The organism is Halomonas saccharevitans, assembly GCF_900116405.1.
In the GTDB taxonomy this organism is placed as follows: Bacteria; Pseudomonadota; Gammaproteobacteria; order Pseudomonadales; family Halomonadaceae; genus Halomonas; species Halomonas saccharevitans.
In genome coordinates, this window is record NZ_FPAQ01000029.1 from 17938 (window position 1) to 40229 (window position 22292).

Annotated in this window: 20 protein-coding genes; 6 read left to right on the forward strand and 14 right to left on the reverse strand. The window is 66.5% G+C overall.

Annotated elements, in window-relative coordinates; translation table 11 throughout:
- Position 1: 1 nt before the first annotated feature.
- The 3 genes from mmsB to BM388_RS13050 all read right to left on the reverse strand — a co-directional run bounded on the left by mmsB (position 2) and on the right by BM388_RS13050 (position 3350).
- Entirely contained in the window at positions 2-913 is a 912-nt protein-coding gene (gene mmsB / locus BM388_RS13040) for a 3-hydroxyisobutyrate dehydrogenase (RefSeq protein WP_089850860.1), read from the reverse strand.
- Positions 914-979: 66 nt separating this feature from the next.
- Positions 980-2146, reverse strand: coding sequence for an enoyl-CoA hydratase/isomerase family protein (locus BM388_RS13045; RefSeq protein ID WP_089850862.1), 1167 nt, complete (start codon positions 2144-2146; stop codon positions 980-982).
- Between the two features lie 37 nt (positions 2147-2183).
- Positions 2184-3350, reverse strand: a complete 1167-nt coding sequence (locus BM388_RS13050) for an acyl-CoA dehydrogenase family protein (protein WP_089850864.1) — start codon at positions 3348-3350, stop codon at positions 2184-2186.
- A gap of 279 nt (positions 3351-3629) precedes the next feature.
- Between BM388_RS13050 and BM388_RS13055 the strand changes: the two genes are divergently transcribed.
- Both BM388_RS13055 and BM388_RS13060 read left to right on the forward strand, forming a co-directional pair.
- On the forward strand, positions 3630-4073 hold the full coding sequence (locus tag BM388_RS13055) for a MerR family transcriptional regulator (RefSeq protein WP_089850865.1): 444 nt from the start codon (positions 3630-3632) through the stop codon (positions 4071-4073).
- An 89-nt stretch (positions 4074-4162) separates the two neighbouring features.
- Positions 4163-5878 carry an AMP-binding protein gene (locus BM388_RS13060; RefSeq protein WP_089850867.1) on the forward strand — a complete coding sequence of 572 codons (1716 nt, stop codon included), beginning with the start codon at positions 4163-4165 and terminating at the stop codon, positions 5876-5878.
- 90 nt (positions 5879-5968) lie between these two features.
- Here BM388_RS13060 and BM388_RS13065 read toward each other — a convergent pair whose 3' ends face one another.
- Together BM388_RS13065 and nagZ are read right to left on the reverse strand one after the other, a co-directional pair.
- Positions 5969-6544 (reverse strand): hypoxanthine-guanine phosphoribosyltransferase, encoded by a 576-nt coding sequence (locus tag BM388_RS13065; RefSeq protein WP_089850869.1) that lies wholly within the window; start codon positions 6542-6544, stop codon positions 5969-5971.
- A 55-nt stretch (positions 6545-6599) separates the two neighbouring features.
- Positions 6600-7613 (reverse strand): beta-N-acetylhexosaminidase, encoded by a 1014-nt coding sequence (gene nagZ, locus BM388_RS13070; RefSeq protein ID WP_089850871.1) that lies wholly within the window; start codon positions 7611-7613, stop codon positions 6600-6602.
- A gap of 145 nt (positions 7614-7758) precedes the next feature.
- On the opposite strand from nagZ, the gene BM388_RS13075 reads away from it, so the two are divergent.
- The 4 genes from BM388_RS13075 (at position 7759) to BM388_RS13090 (ending at position 10457) form a co-directional block, all read left to right on the forward strand.
- On the forward strand, positions 7759-8610 hold the full coding sequence (locus tag BM388_RS13075) for a prepilin peptidase (protein ID WP_245781548.1): 852 nt from the start codon (positions 7759-7761) through the stop codon (positions 8608-8610).
- Positions 8611-8695: 85 nt separating this feature from the next.
- Positions 8696-9310 carry a dephospho-CoA kinase gene (gene coaE, locus BM388_RS13080; protein WP_089850875.1) on the forward strand — a complete coding sequence of 205 codons (615 nt, stop codon included), beginning with the start codon at positions 8696-8698 and terminating at the stop codon, positions 9308-9310.
- Positions 9311-9351: 41 nt separating this feature from the next.
- Entirely contained in the window at positions 9352-9585 is a 234-nt protein-coding gene (yacG, locus tag BM388_RS13085) for a DNA gyrase inhibitor YacG (protein WP_089850877.1), read from the forward strand.
- Positions 9582-10457 carry a DNA replication terminus site-binding protein gene (locus tag BM388_RS13090; RefSeq protein WP_089850879.1) on the forward strand — a complete coding sequence of 292 codons (876 nt, stop codon included), beginning with the start codon at positions 9582-9584 and terminating at the stop codon, positions 10455-10457. Before yacG ends, BM388_RS13090 begins: the two co-directional genes overlap by 4 nt.
- Before the next feature lie 15 nt (positions 10458-10472).
- Here BM388_RS13090 and BM388_RS13095 read toward each other — a convergent pair whose 3' ends face one another.
- The 9 genes from BM388_RS13095 to BM388_RS13135 form a co-directional block, all read right to left on the reverse strand.
- The gene (locus BM388_RS13095) at positions 10473-10787 is read right to left on the reverse strand and encodes a hypothetical protein (protein ID WP_089850881.1); all 315 of its coding nucleotides are present in this window, start codon (positions 10785-10787) and stop codon (positions 10473-10475) included.
- 233 nt (positions 10788-11020) lie between these two features.
- On the reverse strand, positions 11021-11401 hold the full coding sequence (locus BM388_RS13100; RefSeq protein WP_089850883.1) for a histone-like nucleoid-structuring protein, MvaT/MvaU family: 381 nt from the start codon (positions 11399-11401) through the stop codon (positions 11021-11023).
- Positions 11402-11780: 379 nt separating this feature from the next.
- Positions 11781-13454, reverse strand: coding sequence for a 30S ribosomal protein S1 (gene rpsA, locus BM388_RS13105; protein ID WP_089850885.1), 1674 nt, complete (start codon positions 13452-13454; stop codon positions 11781-11783).
- Between the two features lie 182 nt (positions 13455-13636).
- The gene (cmk, locus tag BM388_RS13110) at positions 13637-14326 is read right to left on the reverse strand and encodes a (d)CMP kinase (RefSeq protein WP_089850887.1); all 690 of its coding nucleotides are present in this window, start codon (positions 14324-14326) and stop codon (positions 13637-13639) included.
- Positions 14323-16656 carry a bifunctional prephenate dehydrogenase/3-phosphoshikimate 1-carboxyvinyltransferase gene (locus BM388_RS13115; protein WP_089850889.1) on the reverse strand — a complete coding sequence of 778 codons (2334 nt, stop codon included), beginning with the start codon at positions 16654-16656 and terminating at the stop codon, positions 14323-14325. The genes cmk and BM388_RS13115 overlap by 4 nt, the downstream gene beginning before the upstream one ends.
- 2 nt (positions 16657-16658) lie before the next feature.
- Positions 16659-17750 carry a prephenate dehydratase gene (pheA, locus tag BM388_RS13120; RefSeq protein WP_089850892.1) on the reverse strand — a complete coding sequence of 364 codons (1092 nt, stop codon included), beginning with the start codon at positions 17748-17750 and terminating at the stop codon, positions 16659-16661.
- A gap of 4 nt (positions 17751-17754) precedes the next feature.
- Positions 17755-18873 (reverse strand): 3-phosphoserine/phosphohydroxythreonine transaminase, encoded by a 1119-nt coding sequence (gene serC, locus BM388_RS13125; protein ID WP_089850894.1) that lies wholly within the window; start codon positions 18871-18873, stop codon positions 17755-17757.
- Between the two features lie 15 nt (positions 18874-18888).
- The gene (gene gyrA / locus BM388_RS13130) at positions 18889-21612 is read right to left on the reverse strand and encodes a DNA gyrase subunit A (protein WP_245781549.1); all 2724 of its coding nucleotides are present in this window, start codon (positions 21610-21612) and stop codon (positions 18889-18891) included.
- A 106-nt stretch (positions 21613-21718) separates the two neighbouring features.
- A complete protein-coding gene (locus BM388_RS13135; protein WP_089850896.1) occupies positions 21719-22138 on the reverse strand; it encodes an acyl-CoA thioesterase in 420 nt (139 codons plus the stop codon).
- Positions 22139-22292: the final 154 nt, after the last annotated feature.

Sequence of the window (22292 nt, forward strand, 5' to 3'; positions counted from 1 at the left end):
GCTACTTCTTGCCCTGCTCCTCACCCTGGCGATAGAGGGTCTGGATGCTGGAGAAGTCGCGCTGGCCGCTGCCCTGGGCGCTGTGCAGGGCGAAGAGATTGCGCGCCTGGGAGCCCATCGGCACGCTGGACTTCGAGCCCAGCGCCAGTTCCCAGGCAAGCCCCAGGTCCTTGGCCATCAGGTCGGTCAGAAAGCCGCCCTGGTAGTCACGGGAGGCCGCCGAGCCCTCCATCACCCCCGGCCAGGGGTTATAGACGTTGAGCGCCCAATTGCCGCCGCTGCTCTGCTTCATGATCTCGGAGAGCACCGCGGGATCCATGCCGTTCTTCACGCCCAGCGCCAGCGCCTCGGCGGTGCCCGACATCAGGATGCCCAGCAGCATGTTGTTGCAGATCTTGGCCACCTGGCCGGCGCCCGACTCGCCGGCATGGAAGATGTTCTTGCCCATCGCCTCGAGCAGCGGCTTGCCCTGCTCGAAGCCGGCCTCATCCCCGCCGACGATGAAGGTCAGGGTGCCGGCCTTGGCGCCGCCCACCCCGCCGGAGACCGGGGCGTCCAGGTAGGTGAAGCCGCGCTCGGCGGCGGCGGCGCCCACCAGGCGAGCATCGTCCGGCGCGATGGTCGAGGAATCGATCAAAAGCGGCCTGCTGTCCAGGGCATCGAGCAGGCCCGGCGCGCCGTCGCGCCCGAGATAGAGGCTCTGCACGTGGGCGCCGGCCGGCAGCATGGAGATGACCACCTCGGCGCCCGAAGCCGCGACCTCGGCGCTTTCCGCGCGGCTGGCACCCTCGGCTTCAAGGGCCTGGATGGTCTCCTCCACCAGATCGAAGACGATCACGTCGTGCCCGGCCTTGAGCAGATTGATGGCCATGGGAGCACCCATGTTGCCGAGGCCGATAAAGGCGATGTTCATTGGCGTGGCTCCTGTTTCATTGTGAGTTGTTCAGGACAAGCGTTCATGTGAGTCGATCACGGGGCCTCAGCCCACGCGATGGCCCGAGTCGATGGGATGGCCCAGATCGCGCAGCGGGTGTGACTCGGCGGACCAGCGCGTGCTCATCAGCGACTGGATATCGGCCTCGGGCACCTCGGCCACCGTGGCGTGAGACCAGCGCGGCGCCTTGTCCTTATCGATCAGCAGGGCGCGCACGCCCTCGACAAAGTCCCCCTCGCGGCAGCACTGCACCGAGAGACTGAGCTCCTCGCGGAAGGCGTCGGCGAGGCCGGTGTGCGCATGGCGCTCGAGCATGCGCCACACCAGCTGGGCACTCACCGGACAACCGGCCTCGAGCCGCGCGCGGTTGGCGGCGAGCCAGGCATCCTCGGTGGTGTCGCGCAGGATGCGCTTGACGGCGCACGCGGCGTCGACGCGTCCCACCAGCGACTGAAGGTGATCCAGATGCGGCCAAACCTGCGCCGGCGGGGCCGCTCCGCGATCCTCATGATCATCGAGTACCGACTGCACGCCGGCACGCAGGGCCCGCGGGGCGCGGTCGCCGTAGTCGGCCTCCTGCAGCGCGCCTAGCAGCGACTCGCGACGCTCGCGCGGAATGAAGCGATCGGCCATGCCCAGGTCGAGGGCGTCCCGGGCATTGAGCTGGGCGCCGGTGAGGCCCAGATAGGCACCCACGCCCGGCGGCATGCGCCCCAGGAACCAGCTCGCGCCGATATCGGGATAGAGGCCGATGGTGATCTCGGGCATGGCGATGCGGGTGGTCTCGGTCACCAGGCGCTGGAAGCCGCCGGCCATCAGGCCCAGCCCCCCGCCCATGACGATGCCGTCGCCCCACACCATCAGCGGCTTGGGATAGGTGTGGATGCGGTGGTCGAGGCGATACTCCGCCGTGAAGTAAGTCTCGGCGAAGAGGCCGTCGCGCCCGGCGCCACGATTCTCGCCCTCCTCGGTCAGCGAGCGGTAGAGGGCCACCACGTCGCCACCGGCGCAGAAGGCCTTGTCGCCGCTGCCCTCGAGCCACACGGCCACCACGCTGCGGTCCACCGCCCAGGCGTCGAGCTTGGCCTCGAGCTGGCGGATCATCTCCAGCGACAGGGCGTTGAGCGACTTCGGGGCATTCAGGGTGGCCACGCCGATACGGCCGCCGTCGCGGGTGGGCAACTCGTCGAAGAGCACTGCGAGGTCCGACATCCGGGGATCTCCTGGATCTGATAAAGGGGTGTGACGGTTACTGGAGCGACTCGATGACGCCGTCGGCCAGCAGGCGGCGGGCGACGATCAGGCGCATGATCTCGTTGGTCCCCTCGAGGATCTGGTGCACGCGGGTGTCACGCACCAGTCGCTCCAGGGGGTATTCACGAATGTAACCATAGCCGCCGTGCAGTTGCAGGGCCTCGTTGCAGACGTTGAAGCCCATGTCGGTGGCGAAGCGCTTGGCCATGGCGCAGTGGGCGGTGGCCTCGGGGTCATTCTGGTCGAGGCGCCAGGCGGCGTGGCGCACCATCAGCCTGGCGGCGGTGAGCTCGCTGGCCATGTCGGCAAGCTTGAACTGCAGGGCCTGGAAGCTCGCGAGGTCGCGACCGAACTGCTTGCGCTCGGACAGATAGTCCCGCGACAGGGTCAGGGCCTGCTGAGCGGCGCCCAGCGAGCAGCTGGCGATGTTCAGACGCCCGCCGTCGAGGCCCTTCATGGCGAACTTGAAGCCCTCGCCTTCCGCCCCGAGGCGATGGGTGACCGGCACCCGCACGCCATCGAAGCTCACCAGGCGGGTCGGCTGGCTCTTCCAGCCCATCTTCTCCTCGTTCTTGCCGTATTCCACGCCCGCGGCATCCGCCGGCACCACGATCGCCGAAACGCCGCCGGCGCCGCTGTCGGGCGCGCCGGTGCGGGCCATCACCACCAGCACCTCGGTGGCGCCCGCGCCGGAGATGAACATCTTGCTGCCCGAGATGACGTAGTCGTCGCCGTCGCGGACGGCCTTGGTGCGCAGGCTGGCCGCGTCGGAGCCGGCGCCGGGTTCGGTCAGGCAGTAGGAGCCCAGCGCCTCACCGGCTACCATGGCGGGCACCCAGGCCTCGCGCAGGGCGTCGTCGCCCCAGCTGGCGATCATCCAGGTGACCATGTTGTGGATGGTCAGATAGGCGGTGGTGGCGACGCAGCCCTGGGAGAGCTGTTCGAAGATCAGCGAGGCCTCGAGCCGCGAGAGGCCGAGGCCGCCGTGTTCCTCGGGGGTATAGATGCCGTGAAAGCCGGCCTCGCCCGCCCGGCGGATGACGTCCACCGGGAAATGGGAGGTCGCGTCCCAGTCGGCCGCATGGTCGGCCAGCTCAGCGCGGGAAAAGTCGGCGGCGGCCGCGGCCAGCGCCTTCTGATCATCGGTCAAGGAGAAGTCCATGGGGGAGTCCCTCTTGTTTAGCTATGAATGAGTTCGGCTATGAATGGATAACGGTTCGAGGTGGTGGTCCGCTCCGCGCTGCCCGAGAGCCGGTCGTCGCGGCGCCCGACGGGCGCCATCGACCAATCCAGCCGGTTGGACCCCAACCTAGCACTTGCTAGGTTTATCCCATATCACCCCATGGTCGAACAAGCACTTTACGTTAACGTCAACCTCGTCTAGTGTTTCCAGACGAGGTGGGAAACCGCCGGTTCACCACCCGGTCACAGGATCAACGTCATGACACAATCAACCTCCCCGGACACCCCGAGCGGCCAGGACGCTCTGCCGCGCCAGCACCGCCAGTACACCATCGGTGAGCTGGCGAGGATGTTCGAGGTGACGCCACGCACCATCCGCTTCTATGAGCAGGAGGGTCTGCTGGCCCCGCACCGCGAGGGACAGAAGCGTATCTATCACGAGAAGGATCGGGTGCGTCTGAAGCTTACCCTGCGCGGCAAGCGCCTGGGATTCTCGCTGGGCGAGATCCGCGAAGTGGTGACGATGTATGACGCCATGCCCGACGGTAATGCACGCCAGCTGCGGCGCCTGCTGGAGATACTGGCCGACAAACGCGCCAACCTCGAGCGCCAGCTGGAAGACATCCGCCTGATGCGCATGGAGCTCGACGACGTGGATCACCGCGCCCGGGAGGTACTGCGCGGCCTCGGCCACGAGGCCTGAGCGCCCGGCCCCGATCGAACACTCACCACGACGTCATCCTGCGTTTCACGTACCCCGTCACAGGCCAACAACAAGAGACGAGACACTTCATGACACGCCAACACCCTTCGATCAGCTACGTCAGCGGTATCAGCGACACGCCCCTCAAGGGTCAGACCATCGGTGACTGCTTCGACGACACCGTGACGCGCTTCGCCGAGCGAGACGCCCTGATCAGCCGCCACCAGGGGCTGCGCTACAGCTGGAGAGAGCTTCAGCAGGCCGTCGACCGGGCGGCCCGCGCCCTGATCGCCCTGGGGGTCACGCAGGGCGAACGCGTCGGCATCTGGTCGCCCAACTGCGCCGAATGGACGATCACCCAGTTCGCCACCGCGAAGATCGGCGCCATCCTTGTCAACATCAACCCCAGCTACCGCACCCATGAGCTCGACTATGCGCTCAAGCAGTCCGGCGCCACGACGCTGATCCTGCAGGGCGCCTTCAAGAGCTCCGACTATGTGGCGACGCTGGCGGAGCTGGTTCCGGAGCTCCATGAAGAGCGGGCGCCGGAGCTGCGCGAGGGGAGCTCCGACACCTTCAAGAGTGCCAGGCTCCCCGCGCTCGAACGGGTGGTGTGCCTGGATGCCGACCGCGCCCTGCCCGGCATGTTCAGCTGGCAGTCGATGCTGGACCACGCCGACAAGGTCTCCGCCGAGCGCCTCGCCGAGGTTCAGGCCGGCCTGCAGTTCGACGACCCGATCAACATCCAGTACACCTCGGGCACCACCGGTGCGCCCAAGGGCGCCACCCTCTCCCACCACAACATCCTCAACAACGGCTTCTTCGTGGCGCGCACCATGAACCTCGACGAGACCGATCGCATGGTGATCCCGGTGCCGCTCTATCACTGCTTCGGCATGGTGATGGGCAACCTCGGCTGCGTGACCCACGGCGCCACCATGATCTATCCCGGCGACGGCTTCGAGGCGGGCGAGACGCTGCGTGCGGTGGCCGAGGAACGCGCCACCACCCTCTACGGGGTGCCCACCATGTTCATCGCCGAGCTGGAGCACCCCGAATTCGAGAGCTTCGACCTCTCCTCCCTGCGCACCGGCATCATGGCCGGCTCCATCTGCCCCATCGAGGTGATGCGCAAGGTCATCGACAAGATGCACATGCAGGACGTGACCATCTGCTACGGCATGACCGAGACCAGCCCGGTGAGCTTCCAGACTCAGACCGATGCCCCGCTCGAGAAGCGCGTCACCACGGTCGGCACCATCCACCCGCACCTCGAGGTCAAGCTGGTCAGCCCGGACACCGGCGCCGTGGTGCCGCGTGGCGGCACCGGCGAGCTCTGCACCCGCGGCTACAGCGTGATGCTCGGTTACTGGGAGAACGAGGAGGCCACCGCAAAGGCCATCGATGCGGCGGGCTGGATGCACACCGGCGACCTCGCCACCATGGACGACGAGGGCTATGTGGCGATCGTCGGGCGCATCAAGGACATGATCATCCGCGGCGGCGAGAACATCTACCCGCGCGAGATCGAGGACTTCCTCTATACCCACTCGGCCATCTCCGACGTGCAGGTGATCGGCGTGCCCGACGAGAAGTACGGCGAGGAGGTGATGGCCTGGGTCAAGCTCAGCGAGGGCGAGAGCCTCGACGAGGAGGGCCTCAAGGCCTTCTGCAAGGGCCAGATCGCCCACTACAAGGTGCCGCGCTACGTGAAGTTCGTTGACGCCTTCCCGATGACCGTCACCGGCAAGATCCAGAAGTTCAAGATGCGCGAGGAAGCCACCCACGAGCTGGGATTGGCGTAAGCGCCGAGAAGGATATTCCGCGCATTATGAGAAAACCTCCAGCTGATCAGTCTGCTGGAGGTTTTTCTTGGCCGCTTGGCTGCTTAGCGCTTACAGCCCCTTGGGCGCGTAGATGCCCGGGGCGTTGCGCCAGTAGCCCTTGTAGTCCATGCCGAAGCCGAACACGTAGCGGTCGGCGACCTCCAGGCTGCAGTAGTCCGCCTTGAGCCCCGGCACCGCCTTGCGCTCGTGTTGCTTGTCGACCAGCACCGCGGTGGAGATGCTCGCCGCCCCGGCCTCGCGGCAGTAGTCGAGGATGGCGGCGAGGGTCGAGCCTTCGTCGAGGATGTCGTCGACGATCACCACGTGGCGCCCGGCCATGGGCACCTCCGGGGAGACGCGCCAGAACAGCTCGCCGCCGCGGATGCCACCGCGATAGCGGGTGGCGTGGAGATAGTCGACCTCGACCGGAAAGCCCAGGCGAGTGAGCAGGTGGCCGGTGGTGATCAGGCCGCCGTTCATCACGCAGTAGAAGACCGGCAGCTTGTCACCCAGGTCGCGGGTGATCTCGTCGGCCATGCGGTCCAGGGCGAGCTCGACCTCGGACTGCGAGATCAGGCAGTCGGCGTTGTCCATGAGCTCGCGCATGTCGTCCAGCGACGGATGGAAGGTATCGAGTGTGGGCATCGGTTAGCGACTCGTCATCGGCAAGTGGAATCGGTGGTGTAGAAGCGGCATAGCGTCAGCTGGCCGCCAGGGCTTCCAGGCGGGCATGAACGCGGCGCCAGCGCGACAGCGCGCCCAGTGCCTGAAGATCGGGCCGAGCGCGGGCATAGCGCAGCCGGGACAGGCGCCGTGCCTGGTGGCCCTGGCAGGCCTCGATGACCTCCAGCGCCGCGGCGCGGTCGTTGCACACCAGCAGCATGTCGCAGCCCGCGGCCAGCGCCGCCCGAGCCCGCTCGCCAGGCGTGCCGGCGAAGGCCGCGCCGGCCATGCTCAGATCATCGGAGAAGATCGCGCCCTTGAACCCCAGGCTTTCGCGCAGCATCCCCAGCCACGCCGGCGAGAAGCCGGCCGGGCGATGATCGAATCCGGAATAGACCACATGCGCCGGCATCAACGCGTCGAGGCGCGGGGCCAGCCGAGCGAAGGGCACCAGGTCATGCTCGTGCAGCGCCTCTAGTGGCCGCGCATCCACCGGAAGCTCATGGTGGGAGTCGGCGGCGACCCCCCCATGGCCCGGGAAGTGCTTGCCGACGCCGACCATGCCCGCCTCGTGCAGGCCGTCGAGGAAGGCACGTCCCATGCTCGCCACGGCCTCGGGGTCGGCGGAGAAGCTGCGATCCCCGATCACGCTGGACGTGCCGCCATCGACATCGAGCACGGGCGCGAAGGAAAGATCCAGGCCGCAGGCGGCCATCTCCATGCCCAACAGCCAGCCGGCATCCTGGCAGAGCCGCAGGGTGACCTCGGGCTGCGCGGCGAAATCACGCCCCAGGCGCCCCATGGCCGGCAGGCGCGTCACGCCCTCGCGCAGGCGCTGTACGCGCCCGCCCTCCTGGTCGACCGCCAGCAGCAGGTCGGGACGGATACGGCGAATCTCGTCGCTCAGGGCGCGGACCTGAGCCGCGGAGACGATGTTGCGGGCGAACAGGATCACCCCGCCGACCTCGGGACGCGCCAGCAGCTCGCCCTCTTCGGGCGTCAGGCTCTGGCCCTCCAGATCCAGCATCACCGGTCCGAGCATCTGGGTCATGATCGTGCCCCTGGAAGTAGAAAGGGAGCAGATTCTAGACCAAAGCCGAACGCCAGGACAGCCCGGGCGCGACGCCGGAAGCCGGGCATTCGATGCCATCCCCCGATACAATGGCGCTTTGGAACCGACCGGACAGGAGTCACCCTTGCTCGCCGACCTCCCCCCCTCGCTGCTCTGGCCGCTCGCGGCCGTCCTGGGCCTGTGCCTGGGCAGTTTCCTCAACGTGGTGATCACGCGGCTGCCGGTGATGCTGATGCTGGGCTGGCGCGCCGAGGCCCGAGAGGCGCTGGAGTTCGAACCGGAAGAGACGCCGCGCTTCAACCTGCTCACCCCCCGCTCGCTCTGCCCGCGCTGCGAGGCCCCCATCGCCTGGCACGACAACATTCCGCTGCTGGGCTGGTTCAAGCGCCGCGGGCGTTGCGCCAGCTGCGAGGCGCGCATCAGCCCCCAGTACCCGCTGGTCGAGCTGGCCGGCGGCGTGCTGGCGCTGGCGGTACTGGCGCTCTTCGGCCCGACGCTCGAGGCCCTGTTCATCCTTGGTGCCTGCCTGGCGCTGCTGGCCATGGGGGTCATCGACCTGCGCACCCAGCTGCTGCCGGACCTGCTCACGCTGCCGCTGCTGTGGGCGGGCCTGCTCTACCAGCTGCTGTTCCAGCCGCTGCTGCTGCCCTCGGCGGTGATCGGCGCCATGGCCGGCTACCTGGTGCTGTGGAGCTTCTACTGGCTGTTCAAGCTGGTCACCGGCAAGGAGGGCATGGGCTATGGCGACTTCAAGCTGCTGGCGGCCCTCGGCGCCTGGCTGGGCTGGCAGACCCTGCCGCTGGTGCTGATCCTCTCCGCCGGGGCCGGCGCGCTGGTGGGCATCCTCATCCAGCTGGCGGTGCCGCGTCTGCGCGGCGCCCCGCTGCCCTTCGGGCCCTGGCTGGTGATGGCCGGCTGGCTCGCCCTGCTGGCAGGTGAGCCGCTGATGGCGCTCTATACTGGGCTGCTCTATTGAGAACGGTCGTATTGATACCGGGACCATTGATGCCGGACTCATCCATCCGGCCCTCGAGACCCACGATGAATCACGGGAGACGACGATGATCATTGGCGTGACGGGCGGCATCGCCTCGGGCAAGTCCACGGTGGCGCGCGCCTTCGCGGCGCTGGGCGTTCCCTGGGTGGATGCCGATGACGTGGCCCGCGAGATCGTCGAACCCGGCGAGCCGGCCCTGGCCGAGATCGCCGCGCATTTCGGCGCCAAGGTCATCGCCGCGGATGGCCGCCTCGATCGCCGCGCGCTGCGCGCGATCGTCTTCGACGATGACGCCGAGCGTCACCGGCTCGAGGCGATCACCCACCCGCGCGTCCGCGAGCGGCTCATCGCTCACCTGGCAAGGCTCGAGGCCCAGTCGGTGCCCTATGTGCTGCTGGTCTCGCCGCTGCTCTTCGAGTCGGGCCAGGCGGCACTGGTCGACCGCTGCCTGGTCATCGACGTCCCCGAGTCGCTGCAGATCACGCGTACCGCGGCGCGGGACGACGTCGACGAGTCCCAGGCGCGCGCCATCGTCGCCGCCCAGATGCCGCGACAGGCCCGCCTGGAACGCGCCGACGACGTGATCGACAATGCCGCCGACGACGACGCCCTGGCGCGTCAGGTGGCCGAGCTCGACCGCCGCTACCGGGCCGCCGCCGACTTGCCTCCGGCGCCCTGAATCCCCATCCTTTCCCGACATTCCGCCCAGGACGATATCCCATGAGCACGCAAGACACCGCACGCCCCCTGGAAGTCGCCTGCCCGCAGTGCCGTAAGAAGGTGCTGTGGCGCGAGGAAAATGCCTACCGCCCCTTCTGCAGCAAACGCTGCCGCCTGCTCGACCTCGGCGCCTGGGCCGACGAATCTCACCGTATCGCCGGCGAGCCCGCCATGGACGAGACCGACCTCGACGCCCTGCTGGCGCGCGCCGACCGGGATGGCAACGCCTCGTGACTCAGGGCAGCCAACGCCCGGAATACCGGCTGCTGGCCGAGCTGGAGGCGCTCTTCGACCGCCTGCTCGAGCAGACCGATGCCCTGGTAGCGCACTGGCAGGCCTCAGGCGGGGCAGCCTGGTCTTTCGAGGACGCGACGGCCGACGCCGGCTGGCTGCGCCGGTGTCTGCTGGATGTCTGGTATCAGGACGGCCAGGACGGCCGGGCGACGCGCAGCCATGTCGGCCTGGTGGCCGCCACGGAGCGCGTGATGGAGGCCGCCCAGGAGGTCAACGCCACCAAGCAGGCCTTCGCCGCGCTGCTCGCCGAGATCCGCCGCGAGGTGCCCTCGCTGATCCCGGAGATCAAGGCGGTGCTGCCGTTTCGTCACCCGGCCCTGCACGATCACCTGCGCGGCACGGGCCTGGCACGGCTGCACCTCAAGCAGTGCTGGCGCTCGATTCCTCTGGCCGAGGCCCCGGTGGCGCGCGTGCGACTCGCCTGGTACTCGAGCGGACGCTCGATCAAGCGGCTGACGGTGCGCGAAGCCGAGCAGAAACTGCTGGCACTCGACAGCGATGCCCCCCATGTTCGCATCCAGCTGCGCCAGCTTGCCGGCATCCCCGATGGCGAGCCGCTGGCCCAGGTGCAGACTCAGGCCCCGCTGATGCGCGCCAACCTCTTCTACCGCGAGCCGCTCGAGGATGGCCGCACGCGTCGGGCCATGAACATCGCCCTGCCGCTGTTCGTGCCGAGCCCCGACGGCCGCCTGCCCGACCACAACCATCCCTCGCCGACGCCGCCCGCCACGCGAACCCGGGCTCGTCGCCGCGACGAGCGGCTGGAAGACGTCGCCTTCCTGCCAAGCCTCAGGGTGTTTCGCTACCGGTAAGGTGCCAATATCGCCTCAGGCGATGCGTCCGAGGGATTTGAGCGTCTGCAGTAACCGGCTGACGTGTTCAGCCGGCTGAGCGTATTCGCTCATCAGCGCCGCAAGGCGGTCTTCGAACAGACGCTGGCGACTCTTCTCGTCCTGCGGCTCAACGGCCGCGTCCCGCTCTTGGCCGTCGAGTTCACGCACGGACGCGTCGCTGGTACCGCCCGACTTATCGTCGGAAGCATCGAGACTGCGTAATGCCTCGGCGAAGGCATCGTCGAGTTCGCGGAACTTGCGCAACTTCTCACGCTCGTCCACGGGCTGTCGGGAATTCTGCTGTTTCATGTGAGTCCAATAGCGTCGAAGCGACGGCCGGGCGGGAATAGGTAATAAGGGCCATCGCCGTTAATCGGGAATGTGATAATTATACCGCCTCAGGCCGAGTGAATCACCTTCCCATGATCGCCCGGCCACGCCATATAAAAGCCTGGAGCGACGAAACCCTGCCGACAACAGGGAAGCCCGATACGACGACGCCGCCCCACGGGGCGGCGTCGTGAAGGCGATAGCGGCGAGGATCACTCCTCGACGCGAACCAGCCAGGATTCGACGGTATCGGAGCCGTGCTCATCCTTCCACGCCTTGAGCGTTTTCTGATTACCGCCGCGGGTTTCCACCACGTCGCCGGTATGCGGATTCTTGTAGATCTTCAGCTTGCGCTTGCGACGGGTGCCGCCGCTTGCCGGGGCAGCCGCGCTGGCCTGGGCGGCCGGCTTGGGATTGAGCAGCTCGATGACGTCGGCGGCGCTCTTGTCGAACTCGCGCATCAGCGCTTCGAGCTTTTCCTTGAACTCGAGTTCAGCCTTGAGGCGATCATCATTCTGCAGCTTGTCCAGTTCCGACTGGAGTTGCTTCAGTTGCTGCTCCATCTGCATGTAGTTGCTGAGCATCGATGACATCTAAAAGATTCCTTATTGGGCATTAGGGGATGCAAGGCATTATTGCCTGTTTAAACTTCTTTGGCAAGTGTATGAACACTCATTCCCAGTTCAGGAATTAATAGTCTCAAACACTGCCAATCAATACGCCGAAGCATTGCCCAAAAACTTGAAGGAAGCCTTATTTGATAAGAAGCCCCACATATTTTTCGGAACTTCGTTCTTCGCCACGCCTACGCCACATCTGGCATCGATGCCACGCATCAATGCCAGCGAAACAGCGCCCCCGAAACAGCACCTCCGAAACAACACCACCGACCAAAGCACAAACAAACGAAAGGCGCCGCCCCTCGGGGCGGCGCCTTTTATCGACCGATAGGCGGGAGAAATCCCGCGGGTATCAGTCCTGCCCCATCTGCTGCTTGATGAGGTCGCCGATGGTGGTAGCACCGGAGTCGGAGCTCTCTTCACGCAACTTCTTCAGGTTCTGACGGGTGTCATCCTGATCCTTGGCCTTGATGGACAGAGCGATCTGGCGGTTCTTACGATCGACACCGATGATACGGGCCTCGACGCTGTCGCCTTCGTTCAGCGCGTTGCGAGCATCCTCGACGCGGTCGGCGCTGATCTCGGACGCCTTGAGCACGGCGACGACATCGGTAGCCAGTTCGACCTGAGCTTCCTTGGCATCGACCTCGACCACACGGCCGGTGACGATGGAGCCCTTGTCGTTGACCGCCAGGAACTCGGAGACCGGATCGGTATCGAGCTGCTTGATGCCCAGGGAGATGCGCTCACGCTCCGGATCGATGGAGAGGATGACGGCTTCCGCATCGTCGCCCTTCTTGAAGGAGCGAACGGCTTCCTCACCGGTGTCGGTCCAGGAGATGTCGGACAGGTGCACCAGGCCGTCGATACCGCCTTCCAGGCCGATGAAGATGCCGAAGTCGGTGATCGACTTGATGGTACCGGTGACGCGATCGCCCTTGTTGTAGCGCGCGTTGAAGTCTTCCCACGGGTTGGTGGTGCACTGCTTGATACCCAGGGAAATACGACGACGCTCTTCGTCGATGTCCAGCACCATGACGTCAACATCGTCGCCGACCTGCACGACCTTGGACGGATGGATGTTCTTGTTGGTCCAGTCCATTTCGGACACGTGGACCAGACCCTCGACACCCTCTTCCAGCTCGGCGAAGCAGCCGTAGTCGGTGAGGTTGGTGACGGTAGCGTGCACCTTGGTGCCTTCCGGGTAACGATCCTTGATGTTGACCCACGGATCTTCGCCCAGCTGCTTCAGGCCCAAGGAGACACGGTTGCGCTCGCGGTCGAACTTGAGCACCTTGACGGTGATCTCGTCGCCCACGGCAACGATCTCACTCGGATGCTTGATGCGCTTCCAGGCCATGTCGGTGATGTGCAGCAGGCCGTCGACGCCACCGAGGTCGACGAAGGCGCCGTAGTCGGTGAGGTTCTTGACGATACCGATGATCTGCTGACCTTCCTGCAGGGTGGCCAGGAGGGCCTCACGCTCGGCGCTGTTCTCGGCCTCGAGCACGGCACGACGGGAAACGACGACGTTGTTGCGCTTCGGGTCGAGCTTGATGACCTTGAAGTCGAGTTCCTTGTTCTCGAGGTGGGTGGTGTCGCGCACGGGGCGGACATCCACCAGAGAACCCGGCAGGAAGGCACGGATGGAGTCGACGTCGACGGTGAAGCCGCCCTTGACCTTGCCGTTGATCACGCCCTTGACGATCTCTTCCTTCTCGAAGGCCGCTTCCAGCACCTTCCACGCTTCGGCACGCTTGGCCTTTTCGCGGGACAGGCGGGTCTCGCCGAAACCGTCTTCGACGGCTTCCAGGGCGACGTGGACTTCGTCACCGACGGCGATGGAAAGCTCGCCGTTTTCGTCGCGGAACTGCGACGAGGGGATCTGACCTTCGGATTTCAGGCCGGCATTGACGGTGACCCAGTCGCCGTCGATGTCGACGATGGTAGCCTGGACGATGGCGCCCGGCTCCATGTTGATGTCCTGGAGAGACTGTTCAAACAGTTCAGCAAAGCTTTCGCTCATGATGTTCCTACGTGATCAACGTTGAGTACGGCGTTACCGCCATCTCCGCACCACCAGCGAGTGCGGGCCTTATTTACCAGGCCCCCGGGGATGTTAGCGCTGGTTCGACCTGGCCCGGCTTACGGCACATGAAGGTGCCGGACCACGTCATCACATCTTCCCGGGGACGCCGCAAGGGAGTGTCAGGTGTCGGGTGCCAGACCACGCTCGGTCAGCAGTTCCGTCAGCCGATCCACCACTTCCGGTATCGTCAGGCGCGTGGTGTCAAGCGTAATGGCATCATCGGCCGGCTTGAGCGGGGCCACGCTGCGCTGCATGTCGCGTGCATCGCGCGCCTGAATCTCCTCTAAAAGACTCGATAGACTAGCATCGACCCCCGCTTCCTGCAACTGACGCTGACGCCGATGGGCCCGCTCGGAGGCCGAGGCGGTGAGGAAGATCTTGAGGGGCGCCTCGGTGAACACCACGGTGCCCATGTCCCGCCCGTCGGCGACCAGCCCCGGGGGCTTGCGAAAGTCGTGCTGCCGCTGCATCAGGGCATGGCGCACCGCCGGCAGGGCCGCGACCCGGGAGGCTGCATCGCCCACCTGCTCGGTGCGAATGGTCGTGGTGGCCTCCTCGCCCTCCAGCAGCACGCGAGTCGTTTCTGGCTCGGCGACGAAGACCACGTCGAGGCCCAGGGCGACCTCGGCGATACGCGCCTCGTCATCCAGCGGGACTTCGTGCTTGACCGCCGCCAGGGCGGTCAGGCGATAGAGCGCGCCGCTGTCCAGCAGATGCCAGCCCAGACGCTCGGCGACCAGGCGGCTGATGGTGCCTTTGCCGGCCCCCCCGGGGCCGTCGATGGTAAGTACCGGTGCCGCACTGCTCATGATGCCTCCTGCTCCTCGATAGCCAGCCCGACGCGACACGCCAGGTCGATGAAACCGGGGAAGGAGGTGGCGACGTTGGCGCAGTCGTCGATATCGATCGGCTCACCGGCGCGCAGGGCTGCGATGGCAAACGACATCGCGATGCGGTGATCGCCCAGGCTGTCGATGCGCCCGCCGCCGTAGTTGGCCCCTTGCGCCTGGCCGCCGCCGACGATATCGATGCCGTCCTCGAGCAGGGTGTGCTCGACGCCGATGGTCGCGAGGCCGTCGGCCATGGCCTTCAACCGGTCGGACTCCTTGACGCGCAGCTCTTCGGCGCCGCGCAGGCGCGTCACGCCCTCGGCATTGGCCGCGGCGATGAACAGCGCCGGGAACTCGTCGATGGCGAGCGGCACCTGGTCCACGGGAATGTCGATGCCCGTGAGCGGCGCGTAGCGGATGTGCAGGTCGGCGACCGGCTCGCCGCCCACCTCATGCTCGTTTTCGAGGCGCAGATCGGCACCCATCAGCCGCAGGATATTGATCACCCCGATGCGGGTCGGATTGATGCCGACGTGCTCGAGCACCAGATCCGATCCCGGAGTGATCGCCGCCGCGACCAGGAAGAAGGTCGCCGAGGAAATATCCGAGGGCACGTCGATGGGCGCGGCGCTGAGCCTGCCTCCGCCCTCGAGCCAGCAGGTGTCGCCCTCGCGCTGGACGGCGTAGCCGAAACCGGCCAGCATCCGCTCGGTATGGTCGCGGGTCGGCGCCGGCTCGCGAACGCGTGTCTCGCCCTTTGCATAGAGGCCGGCGAGCAGCAGGCACGACTTCACCTGGGCACTGGCCATCGGCATATCGTAGGTGATGCCCGTGAGGGGCTCGCCGCCATGGAGGTGCAGCGGCGGACGCCCACCCTCGGCAGTATCGATCCTGGCCCCCATCAGGCGCAGCGGATCGGCCACGCGTCCCATGGGGCGCTTGGTCAAGGAGGCGTCGCCGGTGAGCTCGGTATCGAAGGCCTGACCGGCCAAAAGCCCGGCGAACAGCCGCATGGCGGTGCCGGCGTTGCCCACGTAGAGCGGGCCGGCGGGTGCCTTGAGGCCGTGCATGCCGACGCCGTGCACCGTCACGCGCCCCTGATGGGGCCCTTCGATGGCCACACCCATCTCGCGGAAGGCCTGCAGCGTGGCCAGGCTATCCTCGCCCTCGAGAAAGCCCTTGACCTCGGTGACCCCCTCGGCCAGGGCCCCGAGCATGATGGCGCGGTGGGAGATCGACTTGTCGCCGGGCACGCGAATCCGCCCGGCGACGTTGCCGCCGGGGCTCGCCCGGAAGCGCAGCTTGCCGTGTTGTTGCATCTGATACTCCGCCTGATAACTGGTCTGGTTGAGCAGGGATTCGAAATAGTGCCGGGCATGACTGGCGCGATCGAAGGTCGCCAGCATGGCATCGCCGTCGCCGCTCTCCACGGCCCGGCGCAGCCGCGCCACGCCCGCCTCGAAGTCATCCAGGGAGGCGAGCACCGCGTCGCGATTGGCGATGAAGATGTCCCGCCACATCACCGGGTCGCTGCCGGCGATGCGCGTGAAGTCGCGAAACCCGCCGGCGGCGTAGCGAAAGATCTCCAGCCGCTCGTCCTGGCGGGCCAGGGTGTCGACCAGCGAGAAGGCCAGCAGGTGCGGCAGATGGCTGGTGCGGGCCAGCACCTGGTCGTGGCGCTCCACGGCCATCTCCAGCACCTCGGCATGACAGCTTTCCCAGAGCCGCCGCACCCGGGCCGTGGCGGCCGGGTCGGTATCGGACTCCGGGGTGAGGATCACCTTGTGACGCGCATAGAGGGCGGGATCGGCGGCGGCCACGCCGCTCTTCTCCGAGCCGGCGATGGGGTGTCCCAGCACCAGGTTGGCCGGCATGCGCCCGAAGGCGGCGATGGCCGAGCGGCGGATCGCCGCCTTGGCACTGCCCACGTCGGTAACCACGACGTCGGGTGCGGCCCGCTCCAGGCAGCCGGCAAGCTCTCGCATTACGCCGGCCATGGCCAGCACGGGCACCGCCAGCACCACCAGCGACACGCCCTCGACGAGCGGCGCCAGACGGGTGTCGCCGCGGTCGATAAGGCCCATCTCCACGCCGCGCGCAATCTCTCCGGCATCGGGGTCGCAGGCCAGGATTTCGGCTCTCTTCACCGGCCCGCCCCCGCCGGCATCGTCGCTATCGCGACGACCGAAGCCGGCCGCATCTTTCTTAGCGGCCCCGACACCGGCCGCGCGCAGGGCGGCGGCCAGCGAGCCGCCGATCAGGCCGAGTCCGACGATCAGGATCCGCGCTTCGCGCACCTCCACCGCCATGCCTAGAGCACGCCGACCGGGTAGGAGCCCAGCACCTTCACTTCGGCGGCGCGCAGCTTGACCTCTTCGAGCATGGCCGCGACCTGCGGCTCCTCGCGGTGCCCCTTGAAGTCGATGAAGAAGACATAGTTCCACACGCCGCTGCGCGACGGACGGGTCTCGAGACGCGTCATGTCGATATGGTGGCGATGGAAGGGTTCGAGCAGATCGTGCAGCGCGCCGGGCTGGTTGCGCATCGCTACCACCAGCGAGGTCTTGTCCTCGCCGGAGATCGGCACGTCCTGGTTGCCGATGATCAAAAAGCGCGTGGAGTTATCCGGGCGGTCTTCGATCTTCTCGGCCAGTTTGGACAGGTCGTAGAGCTTGGCCGCCATATCGCCGGCGATGGCCGCGCTGTGCCACTCGGTCTTGACCAGGCGCGCCGCCTCGGCGTTGGAGGAGACCGGCACCCGCTCGGCGTGGGGGAAGTGGGCGTCGAGCCACTTGCGGCACTGTGCGAAGGACTGCGGATGGGAGTAGATCCGCGACACCTTGTCCCGACGGGTGGTCTCGCCCACCAGCAGATGATGGTGGATGCGCAGCACCACCTCGCCGCAGATGCGAAGCGAGGAGTCCATGAAGGAGTCGAGGGTGTGGTTGATCACGCCCTCGGTGGAGTTCTCCACCGGCACCACGCCGTAGTTGACGGCGCCGGCCTCCACCTCGCGGAACACCTCGTCGATGGCGGCCATCGGCAAGCTGATGGCGCTCTCGCCGAAGTGCTTGAGCGAGGCCTGCTGGGTAAAGGTGCCCTCCGGCCCCAGGTAGGCGACCTTGACCGGCTGCTCGAGGGCCAGGCACGCCGACATGATCTCGCGGAACAGTCGCGCCATCTCTTCGCTGTCCAGCGGGCCGTGATTGAGCTCCATGACGCGACGCAGCACCTGGGCCTCGCGCTCGGGCCGGTAGAAGACGCCGCCGGACTCATGTTCGGCCTTGATCGCGGCGACCTCCTGGGCACAGGCGGCGCGCTCGCTGATCAGGCGCAGAATATCGTTGTCGAGGGCGTCGATGCGCTGGCGCAGCGCCTCGAGGCTGACGGAAGGCTCGGTCATGGAGTTATCCCCTGCGTTTCTCGAAATCGGCCATGAAGGCAATCAGCGCGTCGACGGCGGCCTCGGGCACGGCGTTGTAGAGGCTCGCCCGCATGCCGCCGACGCTGCGGTGGCCCTTGAGGTTCAGGAGCCCGGCCGCCTCGGCCTCGGCCAGGAAGGCCGCATCGAGGCTCGCGTCGGCCAGCACGAAGGGCACGTTCATGCGCGAGCGATTGCGAAGCGTAATCGGGTTGGCATAAAGAGCGCTTGAATCGATCGCCGCGTAGAGCTTGTCGGCCTTGCGCGCGTTGAGGGCGTCCATGGCGGCCAACCCGCCGATGTCACGCTTCAGCCACTCGAAGACCAGCCCGGCAAGGTACCAGCTGTAGGTGGCCGGGGTGTTGACCATGGAGCCGGCATCAACCAGCGCCCGGTAGCCCAGGAGAGAAGGCATGTCATCGCGGGCGCGATCCAGCAGATCATCACGCACGATGACCACCACCAGGCCCGCCGGCCCGATGTTCTTCTGGGCGCCGGCGTAGATCACGCCGAACCGCGAGACATCGAGGGGCCCCGAGAGGATGCTCGAGGACATGTCGCAGACCAGCGGCACCTCAGTGCCATCGGGGCGGCGCAGCCCCCCCTCTTTACTGCCGGGAATATAGTCGAACTCGAGACCGCCGATGGTCTCGTTGGCGGTGTAGTGCAGGTAGGCGGCGTCCTCCGAGAGGACGATCTCCTCCTCGCGCGGCACCGCACTGTGGCCGTTGCTCTCGCTGCTGGCGGCGACGTGCACGTCGCCGACCAGATGGCGAGCCTCGGCGATGGCCTTCTTGCCCCAGATTCCGGTATGCAGGAAGTTGGGGCGGCCGCCGTGGCCCAGCAGGTTGTAGGGCACCGCGGAGAACTGCAGGCTGGCGCCCCCCTGGGTGAACAGCACTCGGTAGTTGTCCGGAATGGCCAGCAGCTCGCGCAGGTCGGCCTCGGCCTGCTCGGCGATGGCCACGTACTCCGGCGAACGGTGGCTCATCTCCATCACCGAGAGGCCACGCCCCCGGTAGTCCAGCATCTCGTCGCGGGCACGCTCCAGCACGGCGGCCGGCAGGGCCGCCGGACCGGCGCAGAAGTTGTAGTGACGTGTCATCAGCGTTGGGTGTCCTTATTGCTCGCCGGTCTCGCCGCCGGCATCCGCGTCACCGGTCGAGGGCGCGTCGTCACTCGTCGGCGCGGTGTCTTCCTCGATCTCCGGCTCCACCGTCTCCTCGGGCTCATCGACGCGCACGGTCTTGACCAGCTTCTCGTCGTTGCCGAGGCGGATCAGCATCACGCCCTGGGTATTGCGCGAGGTGGTGGAGACCTCCTCGACGCGGGTACGCACCAGGGTGCCGCGATCGGTGATCAGCATCATCTCGTCCGCGGAGTAGACCTGCATGGCGGCCACCAGGGCACCGTTGCGCTCACTGGTCTGCATCGCGATCACGCCCTGGCCGCCTCGGCCGCGCAGCGGGAACTCCTCGAGGCGGGTGCGCTTGCCGTAGCCGTTCTCACTGGCGGTAAGGATGTAGATCTGGCCGCCGTTGCCGGCCTCGACGCTGGCGCCCTCCTCTGCTTCGGCCTCGGCCTCATTCTCCAAGCCGGCCTCGGCATCGATCTGCTGGCTCTGCGGGATGATCAGGCTGATCACCTCCGCACCCTCGAGCAGGCGCATGCCGCGAACGCCGCGGGCGGTGCGGCCCATGGCGCGCACGTTGGACTCCTCGAAGCGGATCGCCTTACCGTTGGACGACAGCAGCATCACGTGATCGGAACCCGAGGTGATGGCAGCGCCGACCAGGCGGTCGTCTTCGTCGAGATCGATGGCGATCAGGCCCACGCTGCGCGGCCGTGAGAACTGCTCGAGGCTGGTGCGCTTGACCGTACCCTTGGCGGTGGCGAAGAGGATGTAGCTCTGCGCGTCGTAGTCGCGCACCGGCAGGATGGCGTTGATCGCCTCGCCCTCGTCCAGCGGCAGCAGGTTGACCAGCGGCTTGCCGCGCGAGCCGCGGCTGGCCACCGGCATCTCATAGACCTTCAGCCAGTAGACCTTGCCGCGGTTGGAGAAGAGCAGCACGGTGTCGTGGGTCGAAGCCACCAGCAGGTGCTCGATGACGTCCTCGTCCTTCATGGACGTGGCCGACTTGCCGCGACCGCCACGGCGTTGGGCCTGGTAGTCGGAGAGCGGCTGGGTCTTGGCATAGCCGGTGCGGGACACGGTAACCACCATGTCCTCCTCGGCGATCAGGTCCTCGAGACGCAGGTCCAGATGGCTGGCCTGAATCTCGGTCTTGCGCGCATCGCCGAACTGGTCGCGCACCGCGGTGAGCTCCTCGCGGATCACCTCGAGCAGGCGATCGGCGGAGGCCAGGATGGCAGTGAGCTCGGCGATCTTCTCGAGGATCGAGAGATACTCGTCGAGAAGCTTCTCGGTCTCGAGCCCGGTCAGACGGTGCAGACGCAGTTCGAGGATCGCCTGGGCCTGGGCCGGCGACAGGCGGTAGTCGCTACCGGTCTGGCTGAGGCCGAAGCCCTCTTCCAGATCCTCGGGCTTGCACGAGGTGGCACCGGCCCGCTCGAGCATTTCGGTGACCTGCCCCGGCTGCCAGGTGGCGGCCAGCAGCTTCTCCTTGGCCTCGGAGGCATTCGGCGAGGCCTTGATCAGCTCGATCACCTCGTCGATGTTGGAGATGGCGACCGCCAGGCCTTCGAGAATGTGACCGCGTTCGCGGGCCTTCTTGAGCTCGAACAGGGTGCGCCGGGTGACCACCTCGCGGCGGTGGCGAATGAAGGCCTCGAGGATCTGCTTGAGGTTCATGATCTTCGGCTGGCCATCCTCGATGGCGACCATGTTGATGCCGAAGACGGTCTGCAGCTGGGTCTGGGCGAAAAGGTTGTTGACCACCACCTCGCCCGACTCGCCGCGCTTGACCTCGATCACCACCCGCAGGCCGTCCTTGTCGGACTCGTCGCGCAGCTCGGCGATACCCTCGATCTTCTTGTCCTTCACCAGCTCGGCGATCTTCTCGATCAGCCGCGCCTTGTTCACCTGATAGGGCAGCTCGCTGACGATGATGTGGTCGCGACCGGTCTTGTCGTCATGCTCGATGGTGTGACAGGCGCGCACGTAGATGCGCCCGCGGCCCGTGCGGTAGGCCTCGAGGATGCCGGCACGGCCGTTGATGATGCCCCCGGTGGGGAAGTCCGGACCGGGGACATGCTCGATCAGGTCGTCGACGCTCAGGGTGTAGTCGTCGATCAGCGCCAGGCAGGCGTTGATGATCTCGCCCATGTTGTGGGGCGGAATGTTGGTCGCCATGCCGACCGCGATGCCCGAGGAGCCGTTGATCAGCAGGTTGGGCACCTTGGTCGGCAGCACGTCGGGGATCCGCTCGGTGCCGTCGTAGTTGTCGACCCAGTCGACGGTGTCCTTCTCGAGGTCGGCCAGGAGCTCGTGGGAGAGCTTGGCCATGCGCACCTCGGTGTAACGCATGGCGGCGGCGCTGTCGCCATCGATGGAGCCGAAGTTGCCCTGGCCATCGACCAGCACGTGGCGCATCGAGAAGTCCTGGGCCATGCGCACGATGGTGTCGTAGACGGCACTGTCCCCGTGGGGATGGTACTTACCGATGACATCGCCCACCACGCGGGCGGACTTCTTGTACGGCTTGTTCCAGTCGTTGCCGAGCTCGTGCATGGCGAACAGCACGCGCCGGTGCACCGGCTTCAAGCCATCGCGCACGTCAGGCAGCGCACGGCCGATGATCACGCTCATCGCGTAATCGAGGTACGACTGCTTGAGCTCGTCCTCGATATTGACTGGCAGAATCTCTCTGGCGATGTCACCCATGGGTCGTCGAATCCTTTGCACTGCAACAGGTTGGCGCGTCACGTGGCCGTGACATGGCGCGCAATAACAGCCTTACATCATACCATCCCGGATACTGATAAGGGAGCTAGGCGAGCACCAGCTGCGCCATGGCCTCACGGATCTCGCCATCGATCGTTACCGCCCTGCCGGTCGCCACGTCGAGCAGCACGAAGGTGATGTCGGCACTGGCCACCACCTTGCCATCCCCGACACGACTAATTTCCTGATGGATGCGGGCACGACGCGAGCCGATCTCGGAGAGCCGGGTCAGCACCTCCAGGTCATCGCCGGCCACGGCGGCTCGCCGATAGTCGATGTTGAGATTGACCGCGACGAAGGCCAGATCGCCGCGCGACAGGAAGGCCCCCAGGCCAGGCCGCTCATCGAAGTAGGCCCAGCGTCCCTCCTCCAGGAACTCCAGGTAGCGCGCGTTGTTGACGTGACCGTAGCCATCGAGGTGGTAACCCCTGACGCGCAGGGTAGTACGGGAGAGGCGAGAATCCATGCTGACGGCTCCTGGGCTTGAACGATGAACAACGAAAAGAACATCGATTCTAGCCAGCCGGGGCGCCGGCGTTCAAACCACCGTTTGAACACGACGCCTCGGCGATGGCCTAGGGCGCTGGCACCCGCGCCGCCCTTTGGCCATAATATGCCCC

Excerpts from the sequence above, each read along its gene's own strand:
- BM388_RS13065 (WP_089850869.1), bottom strand. The coding sequence starts at position 6,544 with ATGCCCACACTCGATACCTTCCATCCGTCGCTGGACGACATGCGCGAG.
- BM388_RS13135 (WP_089850896.1), bottom strand. The coding sequence starts at position 22,138 with ATGGATTCTCGCCTCTCCCGTACTACCCTGCGCGTCAGGGGTTACCAC.
- coaE (WP_089850875.1), top strand. The coding sequence starts at position 8,696 with ATGATCATTGGCGTGACGGGCGGCATCGCCTCGGGCAAGTCCACGGTG.
- BM388_RS13055 (WP_089850865.1), top strand. The coding sequence starts at position 3,630 with ATGACACAATCAACCTCCCCGGACACCCCGAGCGGCCAGGACGCTCTG.
- pheA (WP_089850892.1), bottom strand. The coding sequence starts at position 17,750 with ATGACCGAGCCTTCCGTCAGCCTCGAGGCGCTGCGCCAGCGCATCGAC.
- rpsA (WP_089850885.1), bottom strand. The coding sequence starts at position 13,454 with ATGAGCGAAAGCTTTGCTGAACTGTTTGAACAGTCTCTCCAGGACATC.
- serC (WP_089850894.1), bottom strand. The coding sequence starts at position 18,873 with ATGACACGTCACTACAACTTCTGCGCCGGTCCGGCGGCCCTGCCGGCC.
- BM388_RS13095 (WP_089850881.1), bottom strand. The coding sequence starts at position 10,787 with ATGAAACAGCAGAATTCCCGACAGCCCGTGGACGAGCGTGAGAAGTTG.
- BM388_RS13100 (WP_089850883.1), bottom strand. The coding sequence starts at position 11,401 with ATGTCATCGATGCTCAGCAACTACATGCAGATGGAGCAGCAACTGAAG.
- cmk (WP_089850887.1), bottom strand. The coding sequence starts at position 14,326 with ATGAGCAGTGCGGCACCGGTACTTACCATCGACGGCCCCGGGGGGGCC.
- yacG (WP_089850877.1), top strand. The coding sequence starts at position 9,352 with ATGAGCACGCAAGACACCGCACGCCCCCTGGAAGTCGCCTGCCCGCAG.
- BM388_RS13045 (WP_089850862.1), bottom strand. The coding sequence starts at position 2,146 with ATGTCGGACCTCGCAGTGCTCTTCGACGAGTTGCCCACCCGCGACGGC.
- BM388_RS13115 (WP_089850889.1), bottom strand. The coding sequence starts at position 16,656 with ATGGCGGTGGAGGTGCGCGAAGCGCGGATCCTGATCGTCGGACTCGGC.
- gyrA (WP_245781549.1), bottom strand. The coding sequence starts at position 21,612 with ATGGGTGACATCGCCAGAGAGATTCTGCCAGTCAATATCGAGGACGAG.
- nagZ (WP_089850871.1), bottom strand. The coding sequence starts at position 7,613 with ATGACCCAGATGCTCGGACCGGTGATGCTGGATCTGGAGGGCCAGAGC.
- BM388_RS13050 (WP_089850864.1), bottom strand. The coding sequence starts at position 3,350 with ATGGACTTCTCCTTGACCGATGATCAGAAGGCGCTGGCCGCGGCCGCC.
- mmsB (WP_089850860.1), bottom strand. The coding sequence starts at position 913 with ATGAACATCGCCTTTATCGGCCTCGGCAACATGGGTGCTCCCATGGCC.
- BM388_RS13060 (WP_089850867.1), top strand. The coding sequence starts at position 4,163 with ATGACACGCCAACACCCTTCGATCAGCTACGTCAGCGGTATCAGCGAC.